General features: G+C 44.7%; 18 protein-coding genes. 16 read left to right on the top strand and 2 right to left on the bottom strand.

Going from position 1 to position 21,480, the window contains the following annotated elements; genetic code table 11:
* Nucleotides 1-26: 26 nt before the first annotated feature.
* The 4 genes from OC538_RS03550 to OC538_RS03535 all read left to right on the top strand — a co-directional run bounded on the left by OC538_RS03550 (nucleotide 27) and on the right by OC538_RS03535 (nucleotide 4,390).
* Nucleotides 27-998 carry a SpoIVB peptidase S55 domain-containing protein gene (locus OC538_RS03550; RefSeq protein WP_251694447.1) on the top strand — a complete coding sequence of 324 codons (972 nt, stop codon included), beginning with the start codon at nucleotides 27-29 and terminating at the stop codon, nucleotides 996-998.
* A 211-nt stretch (nucleotides 999-1,209) separates the two neighbouring features.
* Entirely contained in the window at nucleotides 1,210-1,998 is a 789-nt protein-coding gene (gene spo0A, locus OC538_RS03545; RefSeq protein WP_251694448.1) for a sporulation transcription factor Spo0A, read from the top strand.
* A 105-nt stretch (nucleotides 1,999-2,103) separates the two neighbouring features.
* Complete coding sequence (locus tag OC538_RS03540; protein WP_251694449.1) at nucleotides 2,104-3,690, top strand: DUF342 domain-containing protein; 1,587 nt, start codon at nucleotides 2,104-2,106, stop codon at nucleotides 3,688-3,690.
* Nucleotides 3,665-4,390 carry a glycerophosphodiester phosphodiesterase gene (locus tag OC538_RS03535; protein WP_251694450.1) on the top strand — a complete coding sequence of 242 codons (726 nt, stop codon included), beginning with the start codon at nucleotides 3,665-3,667 and terminating at the stop codon, nucleotides 4,388-4,390. Before OC538_RS03540 ends, OC538_RS03535 begins: the two co-directional genes overlap by 26 nt.
* A gap of 798 nt (nucleotides 4,391-5,188) precedes the next feature.
* Here the strand turns inward: OC538_RS03535 and OC538_RS03530 are convergent.
* Nucleotides 5,189-5,419 (bottom strand): DUF2627 domain-containing protein, encoded by a 231-nt coding sequence (locus tag OC538_RS03530; RefSeq protein WP_251624491.1) that lies wholly within the window; start codon nucleotides 5,417-5,419, stop codon nucleotides 5,189-5,191.
* A gap of 126 nt (nucleotides 5,420-5,545) precedes the next feature.
* On the opposite strand from OC538_RS03530, the gene OC538_RS03525 reads away from it, so the two are divergent.
* The 12 genes from OC538_RS03525 (at nucleotide 5,546) to OC538_RS03470 (ending at nucleotide 21,271) form a co-directional block, all read left to right on the top strand.
* A complete protein-coding gene (locus OC538_RS03525) occupies nucleotides 5,546-7,579 on the top strand; it encodes a sigma 54-interacting transcriptional regulator (protein WP_251694452.1) in 2,034 nt (677 codons plus the stop codon).
* Nucleotides 7,580-7,593: 14 nt separating this feature from the next.
* Nucleotides 7,594-8,502, top strand: a complete 909-nt coding sequence (yqiS, locus tag OC538_RS03520) for a phosphate butyryltransferase (RefSeq protein WP_251694453.1) — start codon at nucleotides 7,594-7,596, stop codon at nucleotides 8,500-8,502.
* Between the two features lie 30 nt (nucleotides 8,503-8,532).
* Nucleotides 8,533-9,630, top strand: a complete 1,098-nt coding sequence (locus tag OC538_RS03515) for a Leu/Phe/Val dehydrogenase (RefSeq protein ID WP_251694454.1) — start codon at nucleotides 8,533-8,535, stop codon at nucleotides 9,628-9,630.
* Between the two features lie 54 nt (nucleotides 9,631-9,684).
* Nucleotides 9,685-10,758 carry a butyrate kinase gene (gene buk, locus OC538_RS03510; RefSeq protein ID WP_285847114.1) on the top strand — a complete coding sequence of 358 codons (1,074 nt, stop codon included), beginning with the start codon at nucleotides 9,685-9,687 and terminating at the stop codon, nucleotides 10,756-10,758.
* A 29-nt stretch (nucleotides 10,759-10,787) separates the two neighbouring features.
* Nucleotides 10,788-12,215, top strand: a complete 1,428-nt coding sequence (lpdA, locus tag OC538_RS03505) for a dihydrolipoyl dehydrogenase (protein WP_251694456.1) — start codon at nucleotides 10,788-10,790, stop codon at nucleotides 12,213-12,215.
* A 74-nt stretch (nucleotides 12,216-12,289) separates the two neighbouring features.
* Nucleotides 12,290-13,297, top strand: coding sequence for a thiamine pyrophosphate-dependent dehydrogenase E1 component subunit alpha (locus OC538_RS03500; RefSeq protein WP_251694457.1), 1,008 nt, complete (start codon nucleotides 12,290-12,292; stop codon nucleotides 13,295-13,297).
* Nucleotides 13,297-14,280: an alpha-ketoacid dehydrogenase subunit beta gene (locus OC538_RS03495; RefSeq protein WP_251624484.1), complete on the top strand. Its 984-nt coding sequence runs from the start codon at nucleotides 13,297-13,299 to the stop codon at nucleotides 14,278-14,280. The genes OC538_RS03500 and OC538_RS03495 overlap by 1 nt, the downstream gene beginning before the upstream one ends.
* Nucleotides 14,281-14,300: 20 nt before the next feature.
* Nucleotides 14,301-15,611 carry a dihydrolipoamide acetyltransferase family protein gene (locus OC538_RS03490; protein ID WP_251694458.1) on the top strand — a complete coding sequence of 437 codons (1,311 nt, stop codon included), beginning with the start codon at nucleotides 14,301-14,303 and terminating at the stop codon, nucleotides 15,609-15,611.
* Nucleotides 15,612-15,810: 199 nt separating this feature from the next.
* Nucleotides 15,811-17,484: a methylmalonyl-CoA mutase family protein gene (locus OC538_RS03485; RefSeq protein ID WP_262173309.1), complete on the top strand. Its 1,674-nt coding sequence runs from the start codon at nucleotides 15,811-15,813 to the stop codon at nucleotides 17,482-17,484.
* Nucleotides 17,481-19,634: a methylmalonyl-CoA mutase gene (scpA, locus tag OC538_RS03480; RefSeq protein WP_251694460.1), complete on the top strand. Its 2,154-nt coding sequence runs from the start codon at nucleotides 17,481-17,483 to the stop codon at nucleotides 19,632-19,634. Before OC538_RS03485 ends, scpA begins: the two co-directional genes overlap by 4 nt.
* A gap of 32 nt (nucleotides 19,635-19,666) precedes the next feature.
* Entirely contained in the window at nucleotides 19,667-20,716 is a 1,050-nt protein-coding gene (gene meaB / locus OC538_RS03475; protein WP_251695266.1) for a methylmalonyl Co-A mutase-associated GTPase MeaB, read from the top strand.
* A 114-nt stretch (nucleotides 20,717-20,830) separates the two neighbouring features.
* Nucleotides 20,831-21,271, top strand: coding sequence for a BrxA/BrxB family bacilliredoxin (locus OC538_RS03470; RefSeq protein WP_251624480.1), 441 nt, complete (start codon nucleotides 20,831-20,833; stop codon nucleotides 21,269-21,271).
* Nucleotides 21,272-21,303: 32 nt separating this feature from the next.
* Here OC538_RS03470 and prli42 read toward each other — a convergent pair whose 3' ends face one another.
* The gene (gene prli42 / locus OC538_RS03465; protein WP_251694461.1) at nucleotides 21,304-21,399 is read right to left on the bottom strand and encodes a stressosome-associated protein Prli42; all 96 of its coding nucleotides are present in this window, start codon (nucleotides 21,397-21,399) and stop codon (nucleotides 21,304-21,306) included.
* Nucleotides 21,400-21,480: the final 81 nt, after the last annotated feature.

Raw genomic sequence — 21,480 nt, 5'->3', positions numbered from 1 at the left:
GTATCTTTCATCTGAGGAGGTGAATCATGGGATGGAGTAAACGACTGATGTTATCCGTTTCGTTTGCCACGCTTTTGAATTTCCTGCCGATCCAAAATGAAGTTTCGGCTTCTTCCGGTGACAAAGTTATTCCGATGGGCCATTCAATTGGTATTCAAATGGATTTATCGGGCATTTTCGTCACGAATGATGTACTGGTTAATAACGAGCAATGGCTGAAGGCTGGCGATTCCATTATCCGGCTTAACGGAACTGACATCGTGAGTCTCGGCGATTTCGAACACATCATGATGAAAGTGAAAAAAGAAAAAATCCACATGAATATCAGTCGGAAAGGTACATCAGTTGAGGTGTTGGCGGAAAAGGATGCTGTAAAACGCCTCCTGCCTTTTCTTAAAGACCGAACGGAAGGTACCGGGACACTGACATACGTCGATCCTCAAAGCGGCACGTATGGAGCCCTCGGCCATCAAATTGTTGACAGCTCCTTGAAATCACCACCACCATTTAAAAATGGCGCGATATACCTTTCGGAAATTGAACAGATAAAGAAAAGTATACCAGGCTCTCCAGGATATAAAATCTCCTCCATCGTAGAAGATGAAGAATATTTGGGAACAATCAGGACTAATGGGGTTTATGGGATTTTCGGAGCGTGGAACGATGCTTATAAGAAAGTGTTGGCTGAACCACTCGAAATTATGCAGCCCGCGGAATTACAAGCAGGGGCAGCGGAAATTTTTACGACAGTAAAAGGGACCGAAGTCGAAAAGTTCTCCATCCAAATCACTGACATTGAAGAGGAGCAGTTCCATTTCGTTTTAACCGATGCGAAATTGCTGGAAGCCACTGGTGGAATTTTACAAGGCATGAGTGGAAGTCCCGTCATTCAGAACGGAAAGTTTGTCGGCGCGGTCACTCATATGTTTGTCGATGAACCGAAAAAAGGCGCAGGCTTATTTTTAGTCACAATGCGTGACGGAGAAAAACGAAAATGAAGAAAAACCGATCCGAAACCTGGGTCGGTTTCTTTTATTGAATTTCGTCGAATAATGACGAAACCGTAATCCTTAAGTTTCATTTTTCGGAAAACAGAAGGATTGTTCGAATGTTTGTCGAAATTTTCCTTTACAGCAATTAGATTTCATGTGAATAATAGAATCATGGAGAATAATGGCAGGGATGAAAAACGAGTAGGGGGAAAATGGGATGGGGAAAGTAAGGATTGCAATAGCGGACGATAATAAAGAATTGGTGAACACGATGAATGCATATTTCGAGCAGCATCCGGAATTGGAAGTCATTTGGACAGCACATAACGGCAAGGTATGTCTCTCAATGTTGCAGGAGAATAAACCTGATTTGCTGCTTCTGGATATCATTATGCCACACTTGGATGGAATTGCGGTATTGGATACGATAAAGAAGGATCCAGCATTAGCCGATATGCATATTATCATGTTGACTGCATTCGGGCAAGAGGATGTCATGGCGCAGGCAGGTAGCTTAGGCGCATCCTATTTTATGTTAAAACCATTCGAATTTGACCGCTTGATATCTCAAATCTTCCAAATCTCAGGTACGGCAAAACCTTCAAGGCCAACCGTTCACAAACAGGTGGAAGCGGACACAACGATGACACAGCGTGCTCTTGATACTACGATTACATCGATCATTAAAGAAATCGGAGTCCCTGCGCACATTAAAGGATATGCATTTTTAAGAGAAGCGATTCAAATGGTCTACACCGATGTCGACCTGCTTGGATCCGTAACCAAAATCCTTTATCCGGACATTGCAGAGAAGTACAAAACAACCCCTTCTCGGGTGGAAAGGGCAATTCGGCATGCGATTGAAGTTGCTTGGAACCGGGGGAATTACGATGTCATTTCAAAAACATTCGGCTATACAGTCCATCATTTGAAGAGCAAGCCGACGAACAGTGAGTTCATAGCAATGATTGCAGATAAAATCCGTCTTGAACATATAGCAAGCTAACCGGCATCATTAAATAGCTACCTCATTAAACACCGTAAATTTGCGGTGTTTTTTATCTGTCTATTGTAGAAATATTGTTTAAACTTTATAATGAAAGAAGGATAGATGAGAAAACGGGGTGTCGAATTGCTAGTTCAAAATGACTTTTTTGATTTATACGTGATAGAGGAAGATGTAGTAATCGACTTGAAAAAGACCGGTTTTCCTTTAAAATCGTTTGACATGATTACCAACCAAAACCCAAGAATTAAAATTGCATCCTTTCCAGCATTGAGAAAAGCACTGACGGAAATTGGGGATGGACATAAAATCGGCTACTATTTACCTTTGATTGAAGTGATGGTTCATCCGGATCTTATGAAAACTGAAGTTGTTCTGAATATGACAATAACAGAATTTCAATCGGAGCAACATCGATTGCTCAACCTGATTGAAAAATCACTGCAAGACTCCGGTATCGTCTTTGGCATAATTGAGTTGTCAGAAGAAGATTTGTATCCGGGGATTGCTATTGTGGCTGCAGTTGGACGGGAACCCGAGAAGGGCGCGGATGCTATAATTACATATATAGAAAAACCGGAAAAAAAGCCTGTTATCCGTGAAGATGGTTTAGCAGATTACTATGAAATGAATTTTGTCACACATGTTGAGGAAGGCGATTGGTTAGGCGAAAGAATTCCGCCTACAGATGGTAAACCTGGCAAGGATATTTTCGGGAATACTGTTGCCGCAATGCGGGGTAGCGATGCTAAGCTTCGATATGACCGGAAATCAGTAGTGGAAGTGGAAGAGCAGGAGAAATTTGTACTTCGTGCATTATTCGGCGGTGCGCTGGAATTTGTCGATGATATTGTCGGCGTCGGAAAACACTTGATCATTAACGGGGATGTAGGCCCTGAAACGGGTTCCATCACATTTGACGGGTCGGTTACAGTCTATGGAACGGTCATGTCGGGCTATTCTGTCAATGCAACAGGAGATATTTCCATAGAGGGTAACGAAGGTGTAACGAATGCCAAGGAAATATGTTCATCCGAAGGGGATCTTTATATTAAGGGCGGAGTATTCGGTGGGGACATTTCTGTGATAGAAGCAAGTGGTGATATATACATAAAGCACGCAAACAATTGCAGACTATTCGCAAAAAACATCCATGTCGGGTCATATGTTTTGGGCTCAGACGTAGTCGGCGAAACGGTTATGGTTGATAAAGGAAAAGGCAGAATTATTGGCGGCCGTATTGAAGCGCTTTTCAGGATTGAGTGTGCATTCGCTGGCAATGCCCATGAAAGGATGACCCATTTGTATGCCAAAGGAATCGATAAAGATCTTATCTACCTTGAAATACAACAAATGGCTGTGGAATTGAAGAAAATACAAAAAAACATCGGGCATCTTGAAACGCAATTGTCGATGCTTGATAACGGGCTATCAAACCAATTGCATGGAGAGCAGGCTGATGCATATGATAAGTTGCATAAGACCCTACAAGCGGGGAGGGATAAGATGTTTGAACTCGACCGGGAAATCCAGGTCGGACTTTACAAAATCAAAACTGCCAAGCCTCCTCAGATTGAAGTTTCACATGAAGCATATCCAGGTGTCATTATTCAAATCGGGTCTAAATCCAGTTTGCTGAATAAACCAACGAAAGGTGTCTTCGAAGTTGTCGACAAAACACTTAATGTCTAGCCCGATGGTATTCGCGCATAGGGGCGCTTCTGGTGTCTGTTTTGAAAATACCATGCAGGCATTCAAAGAAGCTGCAAGGATGCAAGCTGACGGAATTGAATTGGATGTTCAATTGACAGCCGACGGAGTGCCTGTCGTAGTTCATGATATGGATCTTTACAGAATTTCCGGAATCCGGAAGCGCGTTTCAAATCTACATTTCAGTGAATTGCAACGTATAAACATCGGCAATAAATTCTTTAGGCTTATTAAAGGTCATCGCATACCAACATTGCAGGAAGTCGTTTCGTTCTGCGAATTAAAACGACTGGCTTTAAATATCGAGTTGAAAGAGACCGTTTCCGAGAGGCCGGAAACGTTGCATAAAATCATCGGTATGGCCATGCTATCCGATAGCGTCCATTTGTCTTCATTCGATCCGGAAATACTTCGAAGAGCAAAAGCGATAGAACCTTCTATTGAAACTGCATTGTTAGCAAAAAGAACAACGACTGATTGGAATTGCCTGGAGAAGTATGATTTCGCAGATGGCTTCAACTTCCATAAACGTTTGTTGAAGGAACCGTATATAGGGGAAATGGTCGCTAGCGGAAAAAAGTTGAGGGTCTATGGAGTTACCGGTAAAGAGGCAATCACTCAGCAACCACCTCCATATATCGATGGCTGGATAACAGATTTCCCAGACAGGTTCAAAAAATAGGTTCTAAATCAAATATTGGGGTAATGTGACTTGCATATCCCCTATCACTTAGTTTTTTTCTATTAATAATGTTGATTTACGCTTCGGGCGGACGCTTTCCGCGGGCACGGCTTCAGCCGCTTCCCTCGCTTCGCTCAGTCCAGGGTCTTCAGCTCGCGCTGTTCCCGCTGGAGTCGCCGCCCTCCGCTTCAATCAACGGTAACTTCTACTAAATGAAAGAGGAGATGGATAGTAATGATGAAGAACCAATTTACGACGCTAACAGTTGGAAGCGCTATCCTTATACCTGTTGGTCCCTCGACATTATCCAGATTATCTACCCTTTAGTAGAAAATCTTTATTCATCCATTGGGAGACTCAATTAAAAAATCCTATGGCGCTGAAGAAGATGACATTGCATACGTTAGATTTTCAAATACACACATAGTCATTATTTCTTGTATATCTATTTGGCATACTTATATATTAAGAAGCACTTGTTGTTTGGAGTGCAGACGCTCGACTCCTGCGGGACTAGCATGAGTCTTGAGACCCCGCAGGGCGCACGCCTTTCGCGTCCGAGGAGGCTCAAGCCATGCCCGCGGAAAGCGAGCGTCGGAACGGAAAGCAACAGTCTGTTGACATACTCGGCACCTTTAATCATCTAAAGTACCAAGAAATTAGTAAAACACTTGACTATAGATAAAAACTCGTCCGCCCGTAGCCGAAATCAACAATTCTAAGTCTCGAATTGCTGAATTTAATAAATAGTATGAAAGGACATCGGCGAATTCGTCGATGTCCTTTTTGAATTAACGATTATTTGAAACGATCTTGAACCCTTCCTTTTCGTCTATCACGTCGTAGCAGGAAACCTGCAAAGAAGGCAAGACCTGCACCGAACATGAGGAAGCCCACCGTGAATTGTAGCCAGATGAAAGGAAATGGAGCAAATTGGATTCCGAAAAGTGAATCACGCATGAGCTTAATACCGCCTGCTGTGATAAGAATAGGAATCAGAAGTACGATGAATGCCGCCATACGAGCCATAATATCAATCTCCTTACCAAATATAATTTTACCTGCTCAACAATTATTGTCAAGAACAGAACAATCGTGTATTATGAATATAGATTTGCAAAAGATTGCATGGTGCAAAAAGGAGAATGAATATCCTTGCAAAATGTACTCATTGTTGGAGCGGGATCCGGGGGCACGAAAATACTGAACCTGCTCTTGAACTCAAATTTCATGAATGTGTCGGCAATTGTCGATATTGATGAACAGGCACCAGGACTTGTAATCGCCAAGAAACTAGGAATCTCGTATGGCTCCGATTGGAAGCTTTTCTTGACTGATGAAGTCCAAATTGTTTTTGATGTATCTGGAGACAAAGCAGTTTTTGATGAATTGATGAAGAGCATCCACATGAATACGGTATTAATTCCCGGATCTGTCGCGAATCTACTCGTAGGACTATTGAATGAAAATGATCAATACATCCGTAAGATACAAACGGAAATGGATAGGCAGCGTCTCATATTTAATTCAATTGATGAAGGCATGATTGGTATCGATCATAAAGGGATTATTGATTTTATTAATGAAAGCGCTTGCATGATGTTAGAAGTTTCTGATTTCGACGCAATCGGCAAATCGATTACTGACATTATCCCAGACAGTAAATTGGTCAGAGTACTTTCGTCCGGACGCTCCGAAGTAAATGAAGAGTTGATTCTGCGCAACGGAGTGAAAATTGTAAGTTCCCGTTATCCGCTCATTTCCACGGAGGGAAAGACATTTGGTGCATTTGCAATATTTAAAGATGTGTCCGAGGTTGTCAAGCTCGCAGAGGAAATAACTGATTTGAAATCAGTGAAAACGATGCTGGAAGCGATCATTCAATCTAGTGACGACGCAATTTCGGTTGTTGACGAAAAAGGGAATGGCATACTTGTCAATCCGGCGTACACTCGGATAACAGGCTTATCTGAAGACGAAGTGATCGGGAAACCGGCGTCTGTCGACATCAATGAAGGCGAAAGCATTCATATGAAAGTATTGCAAACAAAAAAGCCAGTCAGAGGCGTGAATATGAGGATTGGGGAAGATAATCGGGATGTCATCGTAAACGTGGCTCCTATTATTGTAAATCAGGAAGTGAAGGGAAGTATTGGTGTCATTCACGATATCACTGAAATGCGAAGCCTTATGAAGGAACTTGATTGGGCAAGACAAACAATCCGAAAATTGGAGTCGACTTGTACATTCGACGATATCCATGGCAGCTCCTCTGAGATCAATCTTGCTATCGATCAGGCAAAGGTTGCATCGAAATCGGATATTCCGGTCTTACTACGAGGGGAAGCAGGCTCAGGGAAAGAATTGTTTGCGAATGCGATTCATAGCGGTAGTGACAGGAAGTCAAGTAAGTTCATCCGTTTGAATTGTGCGGCAATTGATCCTTTTGTAATAGAGAAAGAAATCTTCGGGGATAACGTAACTCATGACACAGGTGCTACATTCAGGGCGGGATTATTGGAGGAAGCAGGTAAAGGGACTCTTTTTTTGGACGAAGTGACCAATTTGCCATTAGCCGTCCAATCAAGACTCCTTGATTACCTACAACTTTCAATGACCAATAGGAGAAGTGAGGCATCGACTGAGACAGCTCGAATTATTGTGGCTTCTACAAAAAACCTTGAAAAGTCAATTCATGAAGGTACGTTTAATGTGGATTTGTATTACATGCTCAATCGGTTGTCGATTCAAATACCTTCATTACGAACGAGGAAATCGGATATTCCGGAAGTCGCACTTCAGCTATTGAAGAAGCTGAATCAGGAGTTTGGCATGAATGTAGAAAGCATTTCTGAAGAAGCTATGCAAAGGCTGCAAAAATATGAATGGCCAGGAAATGTACGGGAACTTGAAAATGTCTTAAGCCGAGCAATGATTTTTATAAAGCATGGAACAGCTGTCATAGGGGAAGAAGATATAAGAAGGTCCCTTTCCACAAATGAGGTTAAAGCCGGGGAAGTTGCCATTCCCGAAATCAGTACACTGGCCACAGTTATGGATGATTACGAACGAACCGTACTTGAAAAGGCTTTGGCTGAACATGACGGGAACAAGTCATTGACAGCAAACCGTCTTGGCATTTCATTGCGTTCCTTATATTATAAATTGGAGAAATACAAACTCATCTGAAGGAGGCTGCTCATATGTCGACGCTGGATGCTTTAGTCGAAAGAACGGCTTCTTCTGGTACACGGGTCGTATCCGTTGCATGCGCCGCCGATTCGGCAGTGTTAGAAGCAGTGGAAATGTCGGTCATGAAAGGAATTGCATCCTTTCTTTTATTTGATAATGAAGAAAGGTTGCGACTGGCGATTAAAGACCATTTTCCAGAACTGTACGGACATCCTTACATCACCCTAATCCATACTGACAGCAACGAAGAAGCGGCGGAAAAATCCGTACGTGCCGTTTCAAGCGGGGATGCACAAGTGCTAATGAAAGGCAACTTGCCGACTGCACTTATTCTGAAAGCCGTATTGAACGGAGAATATGGGTTACGGACCGGAAAAATCCTCTCCCATGTAGCGGCTTTTGAAGTGGAAGGCTATGACAGGTTGCTTTTCGTCACGGATGCTGGCATGAACATTGCGCCCACTTTGGAAGAGAAAGCCCAAATTATCCGGAATTCGGTTGCCGCCGCCAGGGCATGTGGCGTAAAAACGCCGATTGTCGCCCCACTTGCAGCAATCGAGACAATCAATCCGGTAATGACACCCACGACTGATGCAGCATCGCTTGTTGTCATGAATCAAAGAGGGCAAATTAAGGACTGCATCATCGATGGCCCACTTGCATTGGATAATGCAGTTTCCATCGAATCCGCCAAGCACAAGGGAATAACGAGCGAAACTGCGGGGCTGGCGGACATTCTCGTAGTGCCTTCAATCGAGGCGGGAAATATCTTATATAAGTCACTCATGTATTTCGCAAAAGCGAAAGTCGGCGGCATCATACAAGGTGCCAGTGCTCCGATCGTATTGACATCCAGATCTGATAGCGCAGAAAGCAAGCTGTACTCGTTGGCATTAGCCATTCAGGCATCTAAAAACTAAAAACGGATATTCCGGAGGAGGAAATGCATTATGGAAATTTTTAACTATATGGAAACTCACGATTACGAACAGTTGGTTATTTGCCAAGACAAAACTTCAGGGTTGAAAGCGATTATCGCAATCCACGATACGACTTTAGGACCTGCTTTAGGCGGTACTCGCATGTGGACATATGCGAGTGAAGAAGAAGCAATCGAGGACGCACTTCGACTAGCAAAAGGAATGACGTATAAAAATGCCGCTGCGGGACTCGATTTAGGTGGCGGAAAGACGGTCATCATCGGAAACCCGAAAACGGATAAAAACCCAGAGATGTTCCGCGCATTCGGCCGCTTCATAGAAGGGTTGAACGGAAGATATATTACAGCAGAAGATGTAGGTACAACAGAAGAGGATATGGATTTGATTCATTTGGAGACGGATTATGTTACTGGCGTTTCCGCAGAGTTTGGTTCTTCGGGCAACCCTTCGCCTGTCACGGCGTTCGGTGTTTATAAGGGGATGAAGGCTGCAGCGAAAGAAGCATTCGGAAGTGATTCTCTTGAAGGCAAGACAGTAGCTGTCCAAGGCGTTGGAAACGTCGCCTACACATTATGCGAATACTTGCATGAAGAAGGCGCAAAGCTGATTGTTACTGATATTAATAAGGAAGCTGTTCAACGTGCTGTTGAGGCTTTTGGCGCAACTGCCGTCGATACCGACGAAATTTATTCGCAAGAAGCGGACATTTTCGCTCCATGCGCATTGGGCGCCATCATCAACGACGAAACGATTCCACAACTAAAAGTGAAAGTCATTGCTGGTTCAGCGAATAACCAATTGAAGAATCCGGAGCACGGCGATACAATCCATGAAATGGGAATCGTCTACGCACCTGACTACGTCATCAATTCCGGAGGCGTCATCAATGTGGCTGATGAGCTTGCTGGCTATAACCGGGAACGTGCATTGAAACGCGTCGCTGGAATTTACGATACGATTGAAAAGATTTTCGCGATATCAAAGCGCGATAACATTCCATCGTACGTTGCAGCGGATCGACTTGCTGAGGAACGTATCGCCCGTGTTGCCAAATCACGTGGACAGTTCCTGCAAAACGAAAAAAGTGTTCTTACACGAAAAAAATAATAGCAAATCATTCCCTAACAGGTGCACCCCGAGAGGAGGATGACCGTGCGAAAAATGAGGTACCGGATTCTCGTCATAAACCCCGGATCCACATCAACGAAAATCGGTGTGTACGATAACGATCAAATCATATTTGAAGACACATTGAGGCATCAGGCGGAAAAGCTTGCACACTTCGATTCGGTCATCGATCAATATAATTTTCGGAAAGAGGCCATCTATTCTTCTATGGAAGTTGGCGGCATCCGCATGACGGAATTGGATGCTGTATGTGGAAGAGGAGGATTACTCCGACCGATTTCAGGCGGTACATATTACGTCAATGAAGAAATGCTCAATGATTTGAGAAAAGGCTTTTCCGGTCAACACGCTTCAAATCTTGGCGGCATCCTAGCAAATGAGATTGCTTCTGAAGCAAATATCCCTGCATTCATCGTCGACCCGGTTGTTGTCGACGAAATGCAGCCGCTTGCCCGTATTTCGGGATTTGCACCAATCAGCAGAAAATCAATTTTTCATGCACTCAACCAGAAAGCGGTCGCCAGAAGATATGCGAAGCAAGTCGGCAAAGGTTATGATGAGCTCCGACTGGTTGTCACTCACATGGGAGGCGGCATAACAGTCGGGGCACACTGTTACGGTAAAGTTATAGACGTCAACAACGGCTTGCACGGTGATGGGCCATTCAGTCCTGAACGGTCGGGTACAGTACCAATCGGCGAACTGGTAGATTTGTGCTATTCGGGAACTTATTTCAGAAAAGAGATCATGGCAAAATTAGTCGGACAGGGCGGTCTTGTCGGATATTTAGGTACGAACGACGCTGTGACTGTCGAAAAAAGAATAGAAGCTGGCGACTCAAATGCGGCTTTAGTCTATGAGGCAATGGCATATCAAGTCGCAAAGGAAATTGGCAGCGCGGCAACAGTGCTCGAAGGCAAAGTCGATGCCATCCTATTGACTGGTGGCCTCGCATACGGCAAGGAGTATGTTGAAATGATCAAAAGCCGGGTCGGCTGGATATCCGAAGTAGTAACCTATCCAGGTGAAGACGAGTTGCAAGCCCTTGCTGAGGGTGCTCTACGGGTCCTGAATGGTGAAGAGCAAGCAAAAACCTATCCTGCTTGATGGATAGCAAGAGGAGGCCATGAATAAAGATGGCAAACGAATATGATGTTGTAATTTTAGGCGGAGGCACAGGCGGTTACGTCGCCGCAATACGCTCCGCACAATTAGGCCTAAAAACGGCACTAGTTGAGAAAGATGCACTTGGAGGGACTTGCCTGCATAAAGGATGCATCCCAAGCAAAGCCTTATTAAAAAGTGCTTCCGTGTATCAAATGACGAAAAATGAAGCTGCCCAGTTCGGGGTTGATACGAATGGCGCATCATTGAATTTTGCGCGTGTCCAGGCAAGAAAGGATGAAATCGTCCAACAATTGCATAAAGGTGTCATCGGGTTAATGAAAAAAGGAAAGATTGATGTATATGAAGGGCACGGCCGCATGTTGGGACCTTCGATTTTTTCTCCGATGCCAGGAACGATTTCCGTTGAAATGAACAACGGGGAAGAAAATGAAATGCTCATATTGAAAAACCTCATTATCGCAACCGGCTCGAGACCCCGTACTTTGCAAGGGTTGGAAATCGATGAACAACAGGTGCTTTCTTCAGATGGAGCCCTCCAGATGACGGAACTACCGAAATCGATCCTTATTGTCGGCGGAGGAGTCATCGGAATCGAATGGGCTTCGATGTTGAATGATTTTGGCGTCGAGGTCACTGTAATTGAATATGCGGAGCGGATCATTCCTACGGAAGATGAAGACATTTCAAAGGAAATGAAAAAATTACTGACGAAAAAAGGCATCACATTCGTAACTGGAGCGAAAGTGGCCGCGGACAGTCTCTCAAAAACAGAGGAATCTGTCACGATATCCGCTGAGTTAGCAGGTGAAATGAAAGTGTTCACTGCCGAGAAGATGCTTGTTTCAGTTGGACGCCAAGCGAATGTAGAAGGAATCGGCATTGAAAATACGGAAATTCAAATTGAAAACGGTTTTATTAATACAAAGCCCACATTCCAGACGAAGGAAAGCCATATCTATGCAATTGGTGATTGTATAGGCGGACTTCAGTTGGCACATGTAGCTTCCCATGAAGGCATTGCAGCTGTTGAGCATATCGCCGGTATTTCAACAGAACCGATCAATTATACGAACATTTCCCGGTGCATTTATTCAAGTCCTGAGGCGGCAAGCGTTGGTCTAACCGAAATGCAGGCAAAAGAACAAGGCTTTGATGTCAAAGTTGGAAAGTTCCCATTCGCTGCGATCGGCAAGGCACTTATTAATGGAAATGCCGATGGATTTGTGAAAATTATCGCCGACAAAAAATCAAATGATATTTTAGGTGTCCATATGATAGGCGGGCATGTGACGGATTTGATTTCTGAAGCAGGTTTAGCAATGGTGCTCGATGCAACTCCATGGGAAGTAGCTTCAACCATCCATCCGCACCCGTCTCTATCTGAAGTAATCGGGGAAGCATCCCTTGCTGTGGATGGAATAGCAATTCATATGTAAAGAAATATCGGAATCGGCTGTCCGTACGCATTCGAACACCGATTTTATGCTTGGATAAGAAGGGGGTTTCTAAAATGGCAAAAACGCGTCATGAAGAATTGGGATTGACGAATGAAGATGCATTGGAAATATATGAAACGATGGTCATGGCAAGACGGTTAGATGAACGTATGTGGCTACTGAACCGTGCAGGTAAAATTCCGTTTGTCATTTCGTGTCAAGGGCAGGAGGCCGCTCAAGCAGGAGCTGCGTATGCACTCGACAAAGACAAGGATTGGATTGCACCTTATTACCGTGATATGGCAGTTGTCCTTCACTTTGGAATGACACCGAAGGAACTTATGCTTTCGGCATTTGCAAAAGCGGAAGATCCAAACTCTGGAGGTCGCCAAATGCCAGGTCACTTCGGGCAACGGAAGAATCGTATCTTGACGGGCTCATCACCCGTGACGACACAGCTCCCACATGCAGTGGGCGTCGCGCTTGCTGCGAAAATGAAACAAGAGGATTTCATCACATTCGTTACATTAGGGGAAGGGTCGTCCAACCAAGGCGACTTCCATGAAGGGATGAACTTTGCAGGTGTCCACAAACTTCCGACAGTGATTATGGTCGAAAACAATAAATATGCAATTTCCGTTCCAGTTGAAAAACAGTTGGCTTGTGAGAACGTCTCTGATCGTGCCATTGGATATGGCATGCCTGGCGTGACTGTCGATGGTACAGATCCACTTGAAGTATACAGGGTAGTTAAGGAAGCGGCTGACCGTGCCCGTAATGGTGAAGGGCCGAGCCTCGTTGAAACAATCTGCTATCGTCTCACAGCGCACTCTTCAGATGATGATCATCGTTTGTATCGGGATTCAGAAGAGCTTGAAAACGAACGGAAGCATGATCCGATCCCTAAATTTGCAGCGTACTTAAGGGATGCTGGCATCCTCGATGAAGCGTATGAAAAAGAAATGGAAGAACGTATCATGGCGATTGTCAATGAAGCGACCGACTATGCAGAAAAAGCACCATATGCAGAACCGGAATATGCGCTTCGCCATGTTTATAAAGAGGAAGGGGGGAACGAATAATGGCCGTCATTTCGTATATTGATGCAATTACACTTGCCATGAAAGAAGAAATGGAAAGAGACGAAAATGTATTCGTTCTTGGAGAAGACGTTGGAAGAAAGGGCGGCGTTTTTAAAGCGACAAACGGCCTTTACGATCAATTCGGTGAATACCGCGCGCTTGATACGCCTCTTGCAGAATCCGCTATTGCGGGTGTAGGAATCGGAGCCGCCATGTATGGAATGCGTCCTATAGCTGAAATGCAGTTCGCGGATTTCATTATGCCTGCTGTAAACCAAATCGTTTCCGAAGCGGCGAAAATCCGTTACCGTTCCAATAACGACTGGTCTTGTCCGATTGTCATCCGTGCACCTTTCGGTGGCGGAATCCACGGAGCATTATACCATTCCCAATCAGTCGAATCGATGTTCGCCAGTACACCTGGCTTGAAAATCGTCATCCCTTCGACTCCTTATGACGCAAAAGGATTATTGAAAGCGGCAATCAGAGACGATGATCCGGTCCTGTTCTTCGAGCATAAACGGGCATACCGTTTAATCAAAGGGGAAGTTCCTGAAGAAGAGTACGTACTGCCAATCGGAAAAGCGGATGTGAAGCGCGAAGGGGACGATATTACAATCATCACCTACGGCCTCTGTGTGCATTTCGCATTGCAAGCAGCGGAAAGACTGGCTGAAGATGGAATTTCTGCTCATATTCTTGATTTGCGGACAGTTTACCCGTTGGATAAAGAAGCCATCATTGAAGCGGCTTCCAAAACCGGAAAAGTGTTGCTCGTCACAGAAGACAATTTAGAAGGCAGCATAATGAGTGAAGTGTCAGCAATCATTGCAGAAAACTGCCTATTTGATCTCGATGCCCCGATCAGACGTCTTGCAGGTCCTGATATTCCAGCAATGCCTTATGCACCGACTATGGAGAAATTCTTCATGGTCAACCCGGATAAAGTTGAAAAAGCTGCACGAGAACTAGCAGAATTTTAATCGGAAGGAGGTACTAGGATATGACAATAGAAAATATCGAAATGCCAAAGCTTGGAGAAAGTGTCACAGAAGGAACAATTGAAAAGTGGTTAGTGAAGCCAGGGGATACTGTCAATAAATACGATCCGTTGGCTGAAGTGAACACGGATAAAGTGACTGCCGAAATCCCTTCCTCCTTCGCTGGAACAATTAAGGAAATTATCGTTCAAGAAGGCGAAACTGTAGAAGTTGGCATCGTCGTTTGTACAATCGAAACGGAAGGGGGCGCAGAAGCTTCGGTGGAAGCTGTCCCTGCGAAAGAAGAGCCAGCGAATGAAATGCCGGCAGCAGGCTCACAGAAACCTGCTGCACCTATTAGACGTGAATCTGGAGCAGCACGCTATTCTCCTGCGGTCATGAGATTGGCACAAGAAAATAATATTGATCTTTCACTTGTCCAGGGTTCTGGGAATGAAGGACGCATCACTCGTAAAGATATCCAACGAATTATCGATAGCGGTGAAATTCCAACCGCAGAAGCAGTGCAATCCGAACAGTCATCGAAAAACGTTGAACAGCAGGCTGCGGCTCTAGTACAAAGCGCTCCTGCTAGCAAGCCGGCAGAGCCTGTCTCAATTCCGACCGCTGCAGGTGATATCGAAATTCCGATTACAGGAGTGCGACGTGCGATCGCGACAAATATGCTCCGCTCCAAACACGAAGCGCCACATGCATGGACAATGATCGAAGTGGACGTAACGAACCTTGTCCAGTATCGTGACTCCCTGAAAAATGAGTTCAAGCAGAAAGAAGGCTTCAACCTGACATATTTTGCTTTCTTCGTGAAAGCAGTTTCCCAAGCCTTGAAGGAATTCCCAATGATGAATTCTATGTGGGCAGGAGACAAGATCATCCAGAAAAAAGATATTAATATTTCCATCGCAGTTGCTACCGAAGATGCATTATACGTCCCGGTCATTAAGCATGCCGATGAAAAAACAATCAAAGGCATCGGTCGTGACATCAATGATCTCGCATCAAAAGTGCGTTCGGGCAAGTTGAAGGCCGAAGAGATGCAAGGCGGGACATTCACTGTTAATAACACTGGTTCATTCGGTTCCATCCAATCAATGGGTATCATCAACTACCCACAAGCAGCAATCTTACAAGTCGAATCAATCGTCAAACGCCCTGTCGTTATGAACGGCAATATGATTGCCGTGCGCGATATGGTAAACCTCTGTCTATCACTCGATCACCGCGTGCTTGATGGGTTAGTGGCTGGTCGTTTCCTTGCACGAGTAAAGGAAATCCTTGAAAACATCACATCAGAGAATACATCTGTCTATTAATAAGCAGAAGGCTGTCCCTCCTAATCGCGAGGGGCGGCTTTTTTCAATTTCTCTACCTTTCCAATTCCCTTTTGCGCTTTCAAACAATTGGTGAGTCAGGTAAACTATAAGTAGATGAAGAATATTCAGATGCACTTTACATATTTTATGGATGGCCTGAAAGCCTACTACTATGCTCAATATGAGAGGAGCAAGCTAGATGACAATTGATAATATGAAAAAAACGAAATTCGAAAAAGCGGATTTTAAACAGTGGAAAAAAATTGCTGTCGACTCCCTGAAAGGGAAGCCCTATGAAAAAATGAAAACATCAACATTAGAGGGCTTTGATCTTGAACCTCTTTACGTTGAAAGGCCTGCCCTCGAGAGCTCATCAATCGTCCGATCCATGAAACGGAATGCCGGTTGGATCATTGCACAGCAAACTATTGCTTACAGTGGTGATGAGTTCCTGGAACAATTGAAAGATTCAATCGAAAAAGGGAATGAAGCTATCGTATATGACGGGATTCATCAGTTTAATTGGAATGACGATCAGCTATTACAATTGTCTTCATATATAGCTGAATATCCAGTATTTCTTTTCAACGTCCGTAATGATGACACGATTTTAAGGGCATTTGATTTTGTCCATCATGAGGTGCGCGAGAAAGTAACGGGAATTATTCAAGTGGACGATTGGATCATGCCTGTTGGTTATACAAATATCCGGACAGCAGGGTCAGACCTATGGAAAGTTCACCATCAAGGCGCTGATGCAGTCACAGAATTGGCAATCGCATTGGCAGAAGCTTCTCGAATCGCAGCAAGCTCGGACAGTTTTCATAGTTTCACAAACAACTTCTTCGTCCGTTTTCCGATTGACACTCATTTTTTTATGGAAATCGCTAAACTTCGTGCTTTTCGAGTGTTATGGCAAGCGTTCGCACAAGCTTATGATGTTGAAGAACCACCATTCATACCCGTATTTGCAGTAACATCTCTGCGTTCTTTTTCAAAGCTCGATCCGTACGTCAACCTTCTTCGAGCGGGAAATGAAACATTCGCCGCTGTTTTGGGCTGTGCTGATATGATTCAAGCACATCCGCATAATATATTGACTGGACCCAATGCAAGCTCCATCCGACATAGTCGAAATATGCAACTCGTTCTAAAAGAAGAAACGCATGTTGAAAAAGTTCTTGACCCTGCTGGTGGCTCTTATTTTATTGAACAACTGACAGAAGAACTCGTAGAAAAATCATGGAAACTGTTTCTGGAAATCGAGAGCAAAGGCGGTATCGATAAATTCCTTGAAGGCGGCCAGTTAGAGGGAAACTTAGTAAAACTTCAAAAAGAGACAGCTGTAGGTAAACGAGTACTTATCGGAACGAATGTGTACGCTGATCTTACAACGACGAATTTTGATGATTGGAGTGGCTTATATCCAGTAGCTCGTCTGGCAGAGCCGTTTGAAAAACTCCGTCAATCATTTAATGAAAATCAGCCGAAAACCATAATACTGACTTTCGGCAAACTGAAAGACTTTAAGCCTAGTGCGGACTTCGTAACTAGTTTCTTGGCTTCCGGCGGAATCGATAGCAGTTGGAGTCCTGCTTTCGATAGTATTGAACAAGCAATCAAATGGTTGGATAGTGAAAAACCCGAATATGTAATTGTCTGTGGAAATGATGAAATTGTATCAGCCGGAATGGAAAGTCTCCTTGGAAAGCTGCCAACGGAAATCATGCTGGATGTGGCAGGGAAATTCGATGAAAAAACATTGAACAAATGGGAGCAACTGGGCCTCAATGGCTTGATTTTCAGCGGCCAGGACAAAATAGAGAAATTACAGAACGTACTCAATTCGTGGCAAGGAGGGACCCGGAAATGAAAAAACCTGACTTCAATAAAGTTGACATCAACAAACTGATTACAGCTGTAAATCCTTGTGTAAACGAAACGCCTTTTCTTACGAATGAAGGTATTTCAATCAAGTCAAATTACACAACTAAAGATGTTGAAGGCATTTCTCATTTAGGTGACATGCCGGGCCTCGCTCCGAATACGAGAGGTCCATACCCGACGATGTACGTCGCACGGCCGTGGACTGTGCGTCAATACGCCGGTTTCTCTACAGCCGAAGAAAGTAATGCTTTTTATAGAAGAAACTTGGCGATGGGACAAAAAGGCTTATCGGTAGCTTTCGACTTGGCAACTCACCGTGGCTATGATTCAGATCATCCCCGGGTGACAGGTGATGTCGGAAAAGCGGGAGTGGCAATCGATTCTGTAGAAGATATGAAAATCCTATTTGACGGAATTCCCCTTGATCAAATGTCCGTCTCGATGACAATGAATGGTGCAGTTTTGCCGATAATGGCCTTTTACATCGTTGCGGCAGAGGAGCAAGGTGTAACTCCGGAAAAGCTTGCAGGTACGATTCAAAATGATATTTTGAAAGAATATATGGTTAGGAACACTTATATTTTCCCTCCGGAAATGTCGATGCGCATCATCGCCGATATATTTGAGTACACTTCCAAAAACATGCCGAAATTCAACTCGATTTCGATTTCGGGATACCATATGCAAGAGGCGGGAGCAACGGCTGATATCGAGCTTGCCTATACACTGGCAGACGGGCTTGAGTACGTTCGTACCGGATTGAAAGCGGGAATTGACATCGACTCATTCGCACCGCGTCTATCTTTCTTTTGGGCGATCGGAATGAACTACTTCATGGAAATCGCAAAAATGCGGGCGGCACGCAATATTTGGGCGCAGATGATGCAGTCTTTCAATCCGTCCAATCCTAAATCCCTTGCATTGCGGACACATTCCCAGACATCAGGGTGGAGTTTGACGGAGCAGGATCCTTTTAATAATGTCACTCGCACATTGGTGGAAGCGAATGCTGCGGCAATGGGACATACACAGTCCTTGCATACGAATGCACTCGATGAAGCGATAGCACTGCCGACGGATTTCTCTGCACGGATAGCAAGGAACACCCAATTGTTCCTTCAAGAGGAAACGAATATGACGAAGACAATCGATCCTTGGGGCGGTTCCTATTACGTAGAAAGGCTGACCGCTGACTTGATGGAAAAAGCATGGGAGCTGATTGAGGAAATCGAAGTCTTGGGCGGCATGGCAAAGGCGATAGAGACCGGTTTGCCAAAGATGAAAATCGAGGAAGCAGCTGCCAAACGTCAAGCGAAAATCGATTCCCGCACGGAAACGATTGTCGGTGTGAATAAATACAGGCTTGAAAAGGAAGAGCCTATCGATATATTGGAGATCGACAACTCCGTCGTACGACAAAAACAAATTGCTCGGATTCATCAGATGAAAGAATTGCGTGATGAAGCCAATGTAACCGCCTCTTTGGAAGCACTGACAGAGGCTGCGCGCGATGGAAACGGAAATCTACTGGCGCTATCGGTAAATGCAGCTCGTGCAAGGGCGACAATCGGAGAAATATCCGATGCAATCGAGAAAGTATCCGGTAGACACAAAGCGGTTATCCGATCTGTAAGCGGCGTCTATAGTTCGAATTTCTCGAATTCGGATGAAATCCAGGAAGTGAAGGCGATGGCTGAGGAGTTTTTGGAAAATGAAGGCCGGCGTCCCCGTATCCTCATTGCGAAAATGGGGCAGGACGGCCATGACCGAGGGGCGAAAGTGATTGCTTCGTCATTTGCCGACTTAGGATTTGACGTCGACATCGGTCCTTTATTCCAAACTCCGGAAGAGACTGCCTTGCAGGCGGCGGAAAATGACGTCCATGTGATTGGGGTCAGTTCGCTTGCTGCTGGGCATAAGACGCTAGTTCCAGAGTTGCGGAATGAGCTGTCGAAAATCGGAAGGGATGACATCCTGATTGTTGTCGGTGGAGTCATTCCCGCACAGGACTATGATTTCCTGCGGGAAAATGGTGCAACGGCCATTTTCGGTCCGGGAACGGTCATACCTGTTGCAGCGCAAAAAGTGATAGAGGACATCTATCGCGCGCTTGGGTACGAGGAAGTGATGGATTGAGCAAGAAGGAACACTTCCAGAACGACAGCGCAATGCATGTAATGAACGGCATTGAGTCGCAGCATGATGGCATGGTGGCACAAAAGCGCAAACGATTTGTGAGAATAGAAAAAAATATCGACATCAATAATTTGTATGAAGAAATCAGCAAAGGCTCAAGACTGCACTTATCAAAGGCAATTACCCTTCTGGAAAGCCAGGCGGAACCGGATCAGAAGGCGGGGCAGGAATTATTAAAGAGATTGCTGCCAAATACAGGAAATAGCATTCGGATCGGCGTCACTGGAGTACCCGGTGCGGGAAAGAGTACATTCATAGAAACGTTTGGACTTCAATTGGCTGAAGCCGGACATAAGGTCGCCGTGCTTGCAATCGATCCGAGTTCAACAGTGACAGGCGGGAGCATTTTAGGCGATAAGACAAGAATGGAGGCACTCGCAAAACATCCGAACGCCTTCATCCGTCCTTCGCCGTCTTCCGGGACTCTCGGTGGCGTGCATAAAAAGACGCGTGAAACGATGCTGCTATGCGAAGCTGCAGGATATGACATCATTCTCATTGAAACGGTCGGCGTCGGCCAAAGTGAAACCGTTGTTAGGGGAATGGTCGATTTCTTCATGTTGCTCGTTTTGACAGGTGCAGGTGATGAGCTTCAAGGCATGAAAAAAGGGATCATGGAATTGGCTGATTGTATGATCGTCCACAAAGCTGATGGAGATAACGTTAAACTCGCTAGTAAGACGGTAAGGGAGTACCGCCAACTTCTCCATTTCCTCCAGCCGGCAACCCCAGGATGGACGACGACTGCATTGCCTGTGTCATCGCTGGAACGCACCGGCTTTAAAACAGTGTGGGAAACAATAAAAACGTTCCAGGACGAAATGGAGGCAAGCGGAGTCTGGAGAGCAAGAAGGCAGTCCCAGACGAAAGATTGGTTCCATTCAATGATAAGGGATCGATTGATCGATAGTTTCTTTTCGCAGCAAGGGAAAAAAGAGTTGGTTACCGAACTTGAAAAACACTTGCTTACAGGTGAAATGACAGTTGCAAGTGCAGTTGATAAAATACTTCCCATGAAGTGACTTCAATGGATGGTTGTTCGTCAAACCAGTCAACTATGTTTCTAAATCCGGTTTTTTGCAAGTGTAACAGTCAACTGCTATGATGAAATTATATTTTGAAAGGGGCCGATCCGAATGACTATGGATTTCAACTTTTATATGGAAGATATTACGAAGCAAGCACGGTCTGAAATGGAAGCAAGCGGGTATGAGCAATTGACAACGCCCGAGGAAGTGGAAGCGGCATTCAAACGACCAGGCACGACTCTCGTCATGGTGAACTCCGTTTGCGGATGTGCAGGCGGAATTGCGCGTCCTGCTGCAGCACATGCTGTTCATTACGATAAACGTCCGGATCACCTAGTTACTGTTTTTGCGGGTCAAGATAAGGAAGCGACTGCATATGCACGCATGATTTTCGGTGAAGACCATCTTCCTTCATCTCCATCATTTGCTTTATTGAAAGACGGAAAGGTTGTTGCGGAAGTCGGACGCTATGAAATTGAAGGCCATGATCCGATGTCCGTCGTCACAAACCTTCAAAGCCAATTTGAAGAACATTGCGAAGAAATATAAAAAAACAGTCCTTCGGGACTGTTTTTTTGTACTTATAAAAGAACGCTCAAACCAATCAGGACAGTTGAAGCGACCATAGCGGCAATCATTAAATAAACAACGACTTTTTGTACTTTTTTATTGCTCATCGGACAAATCTCCTCGCGTTATAGATAATTCCATTTTAACAGATTCCCTAAAATTCTCAAGATGTAGCGGATTTAATTAGA

Origin of the sequence: Saccharococcus sp. Marseille-Q5394 (assembly GCF_946901335.1) — a bacterium.
GTDB lineage: Bacteria > Bacillota > Bacilli > Bacillales_A > Planococcaceae > Sporosarcina > Sporosarcina luteola_C.
This window is presented reverse-complemented; position numbering and strand designations above follow the sequence as displayed.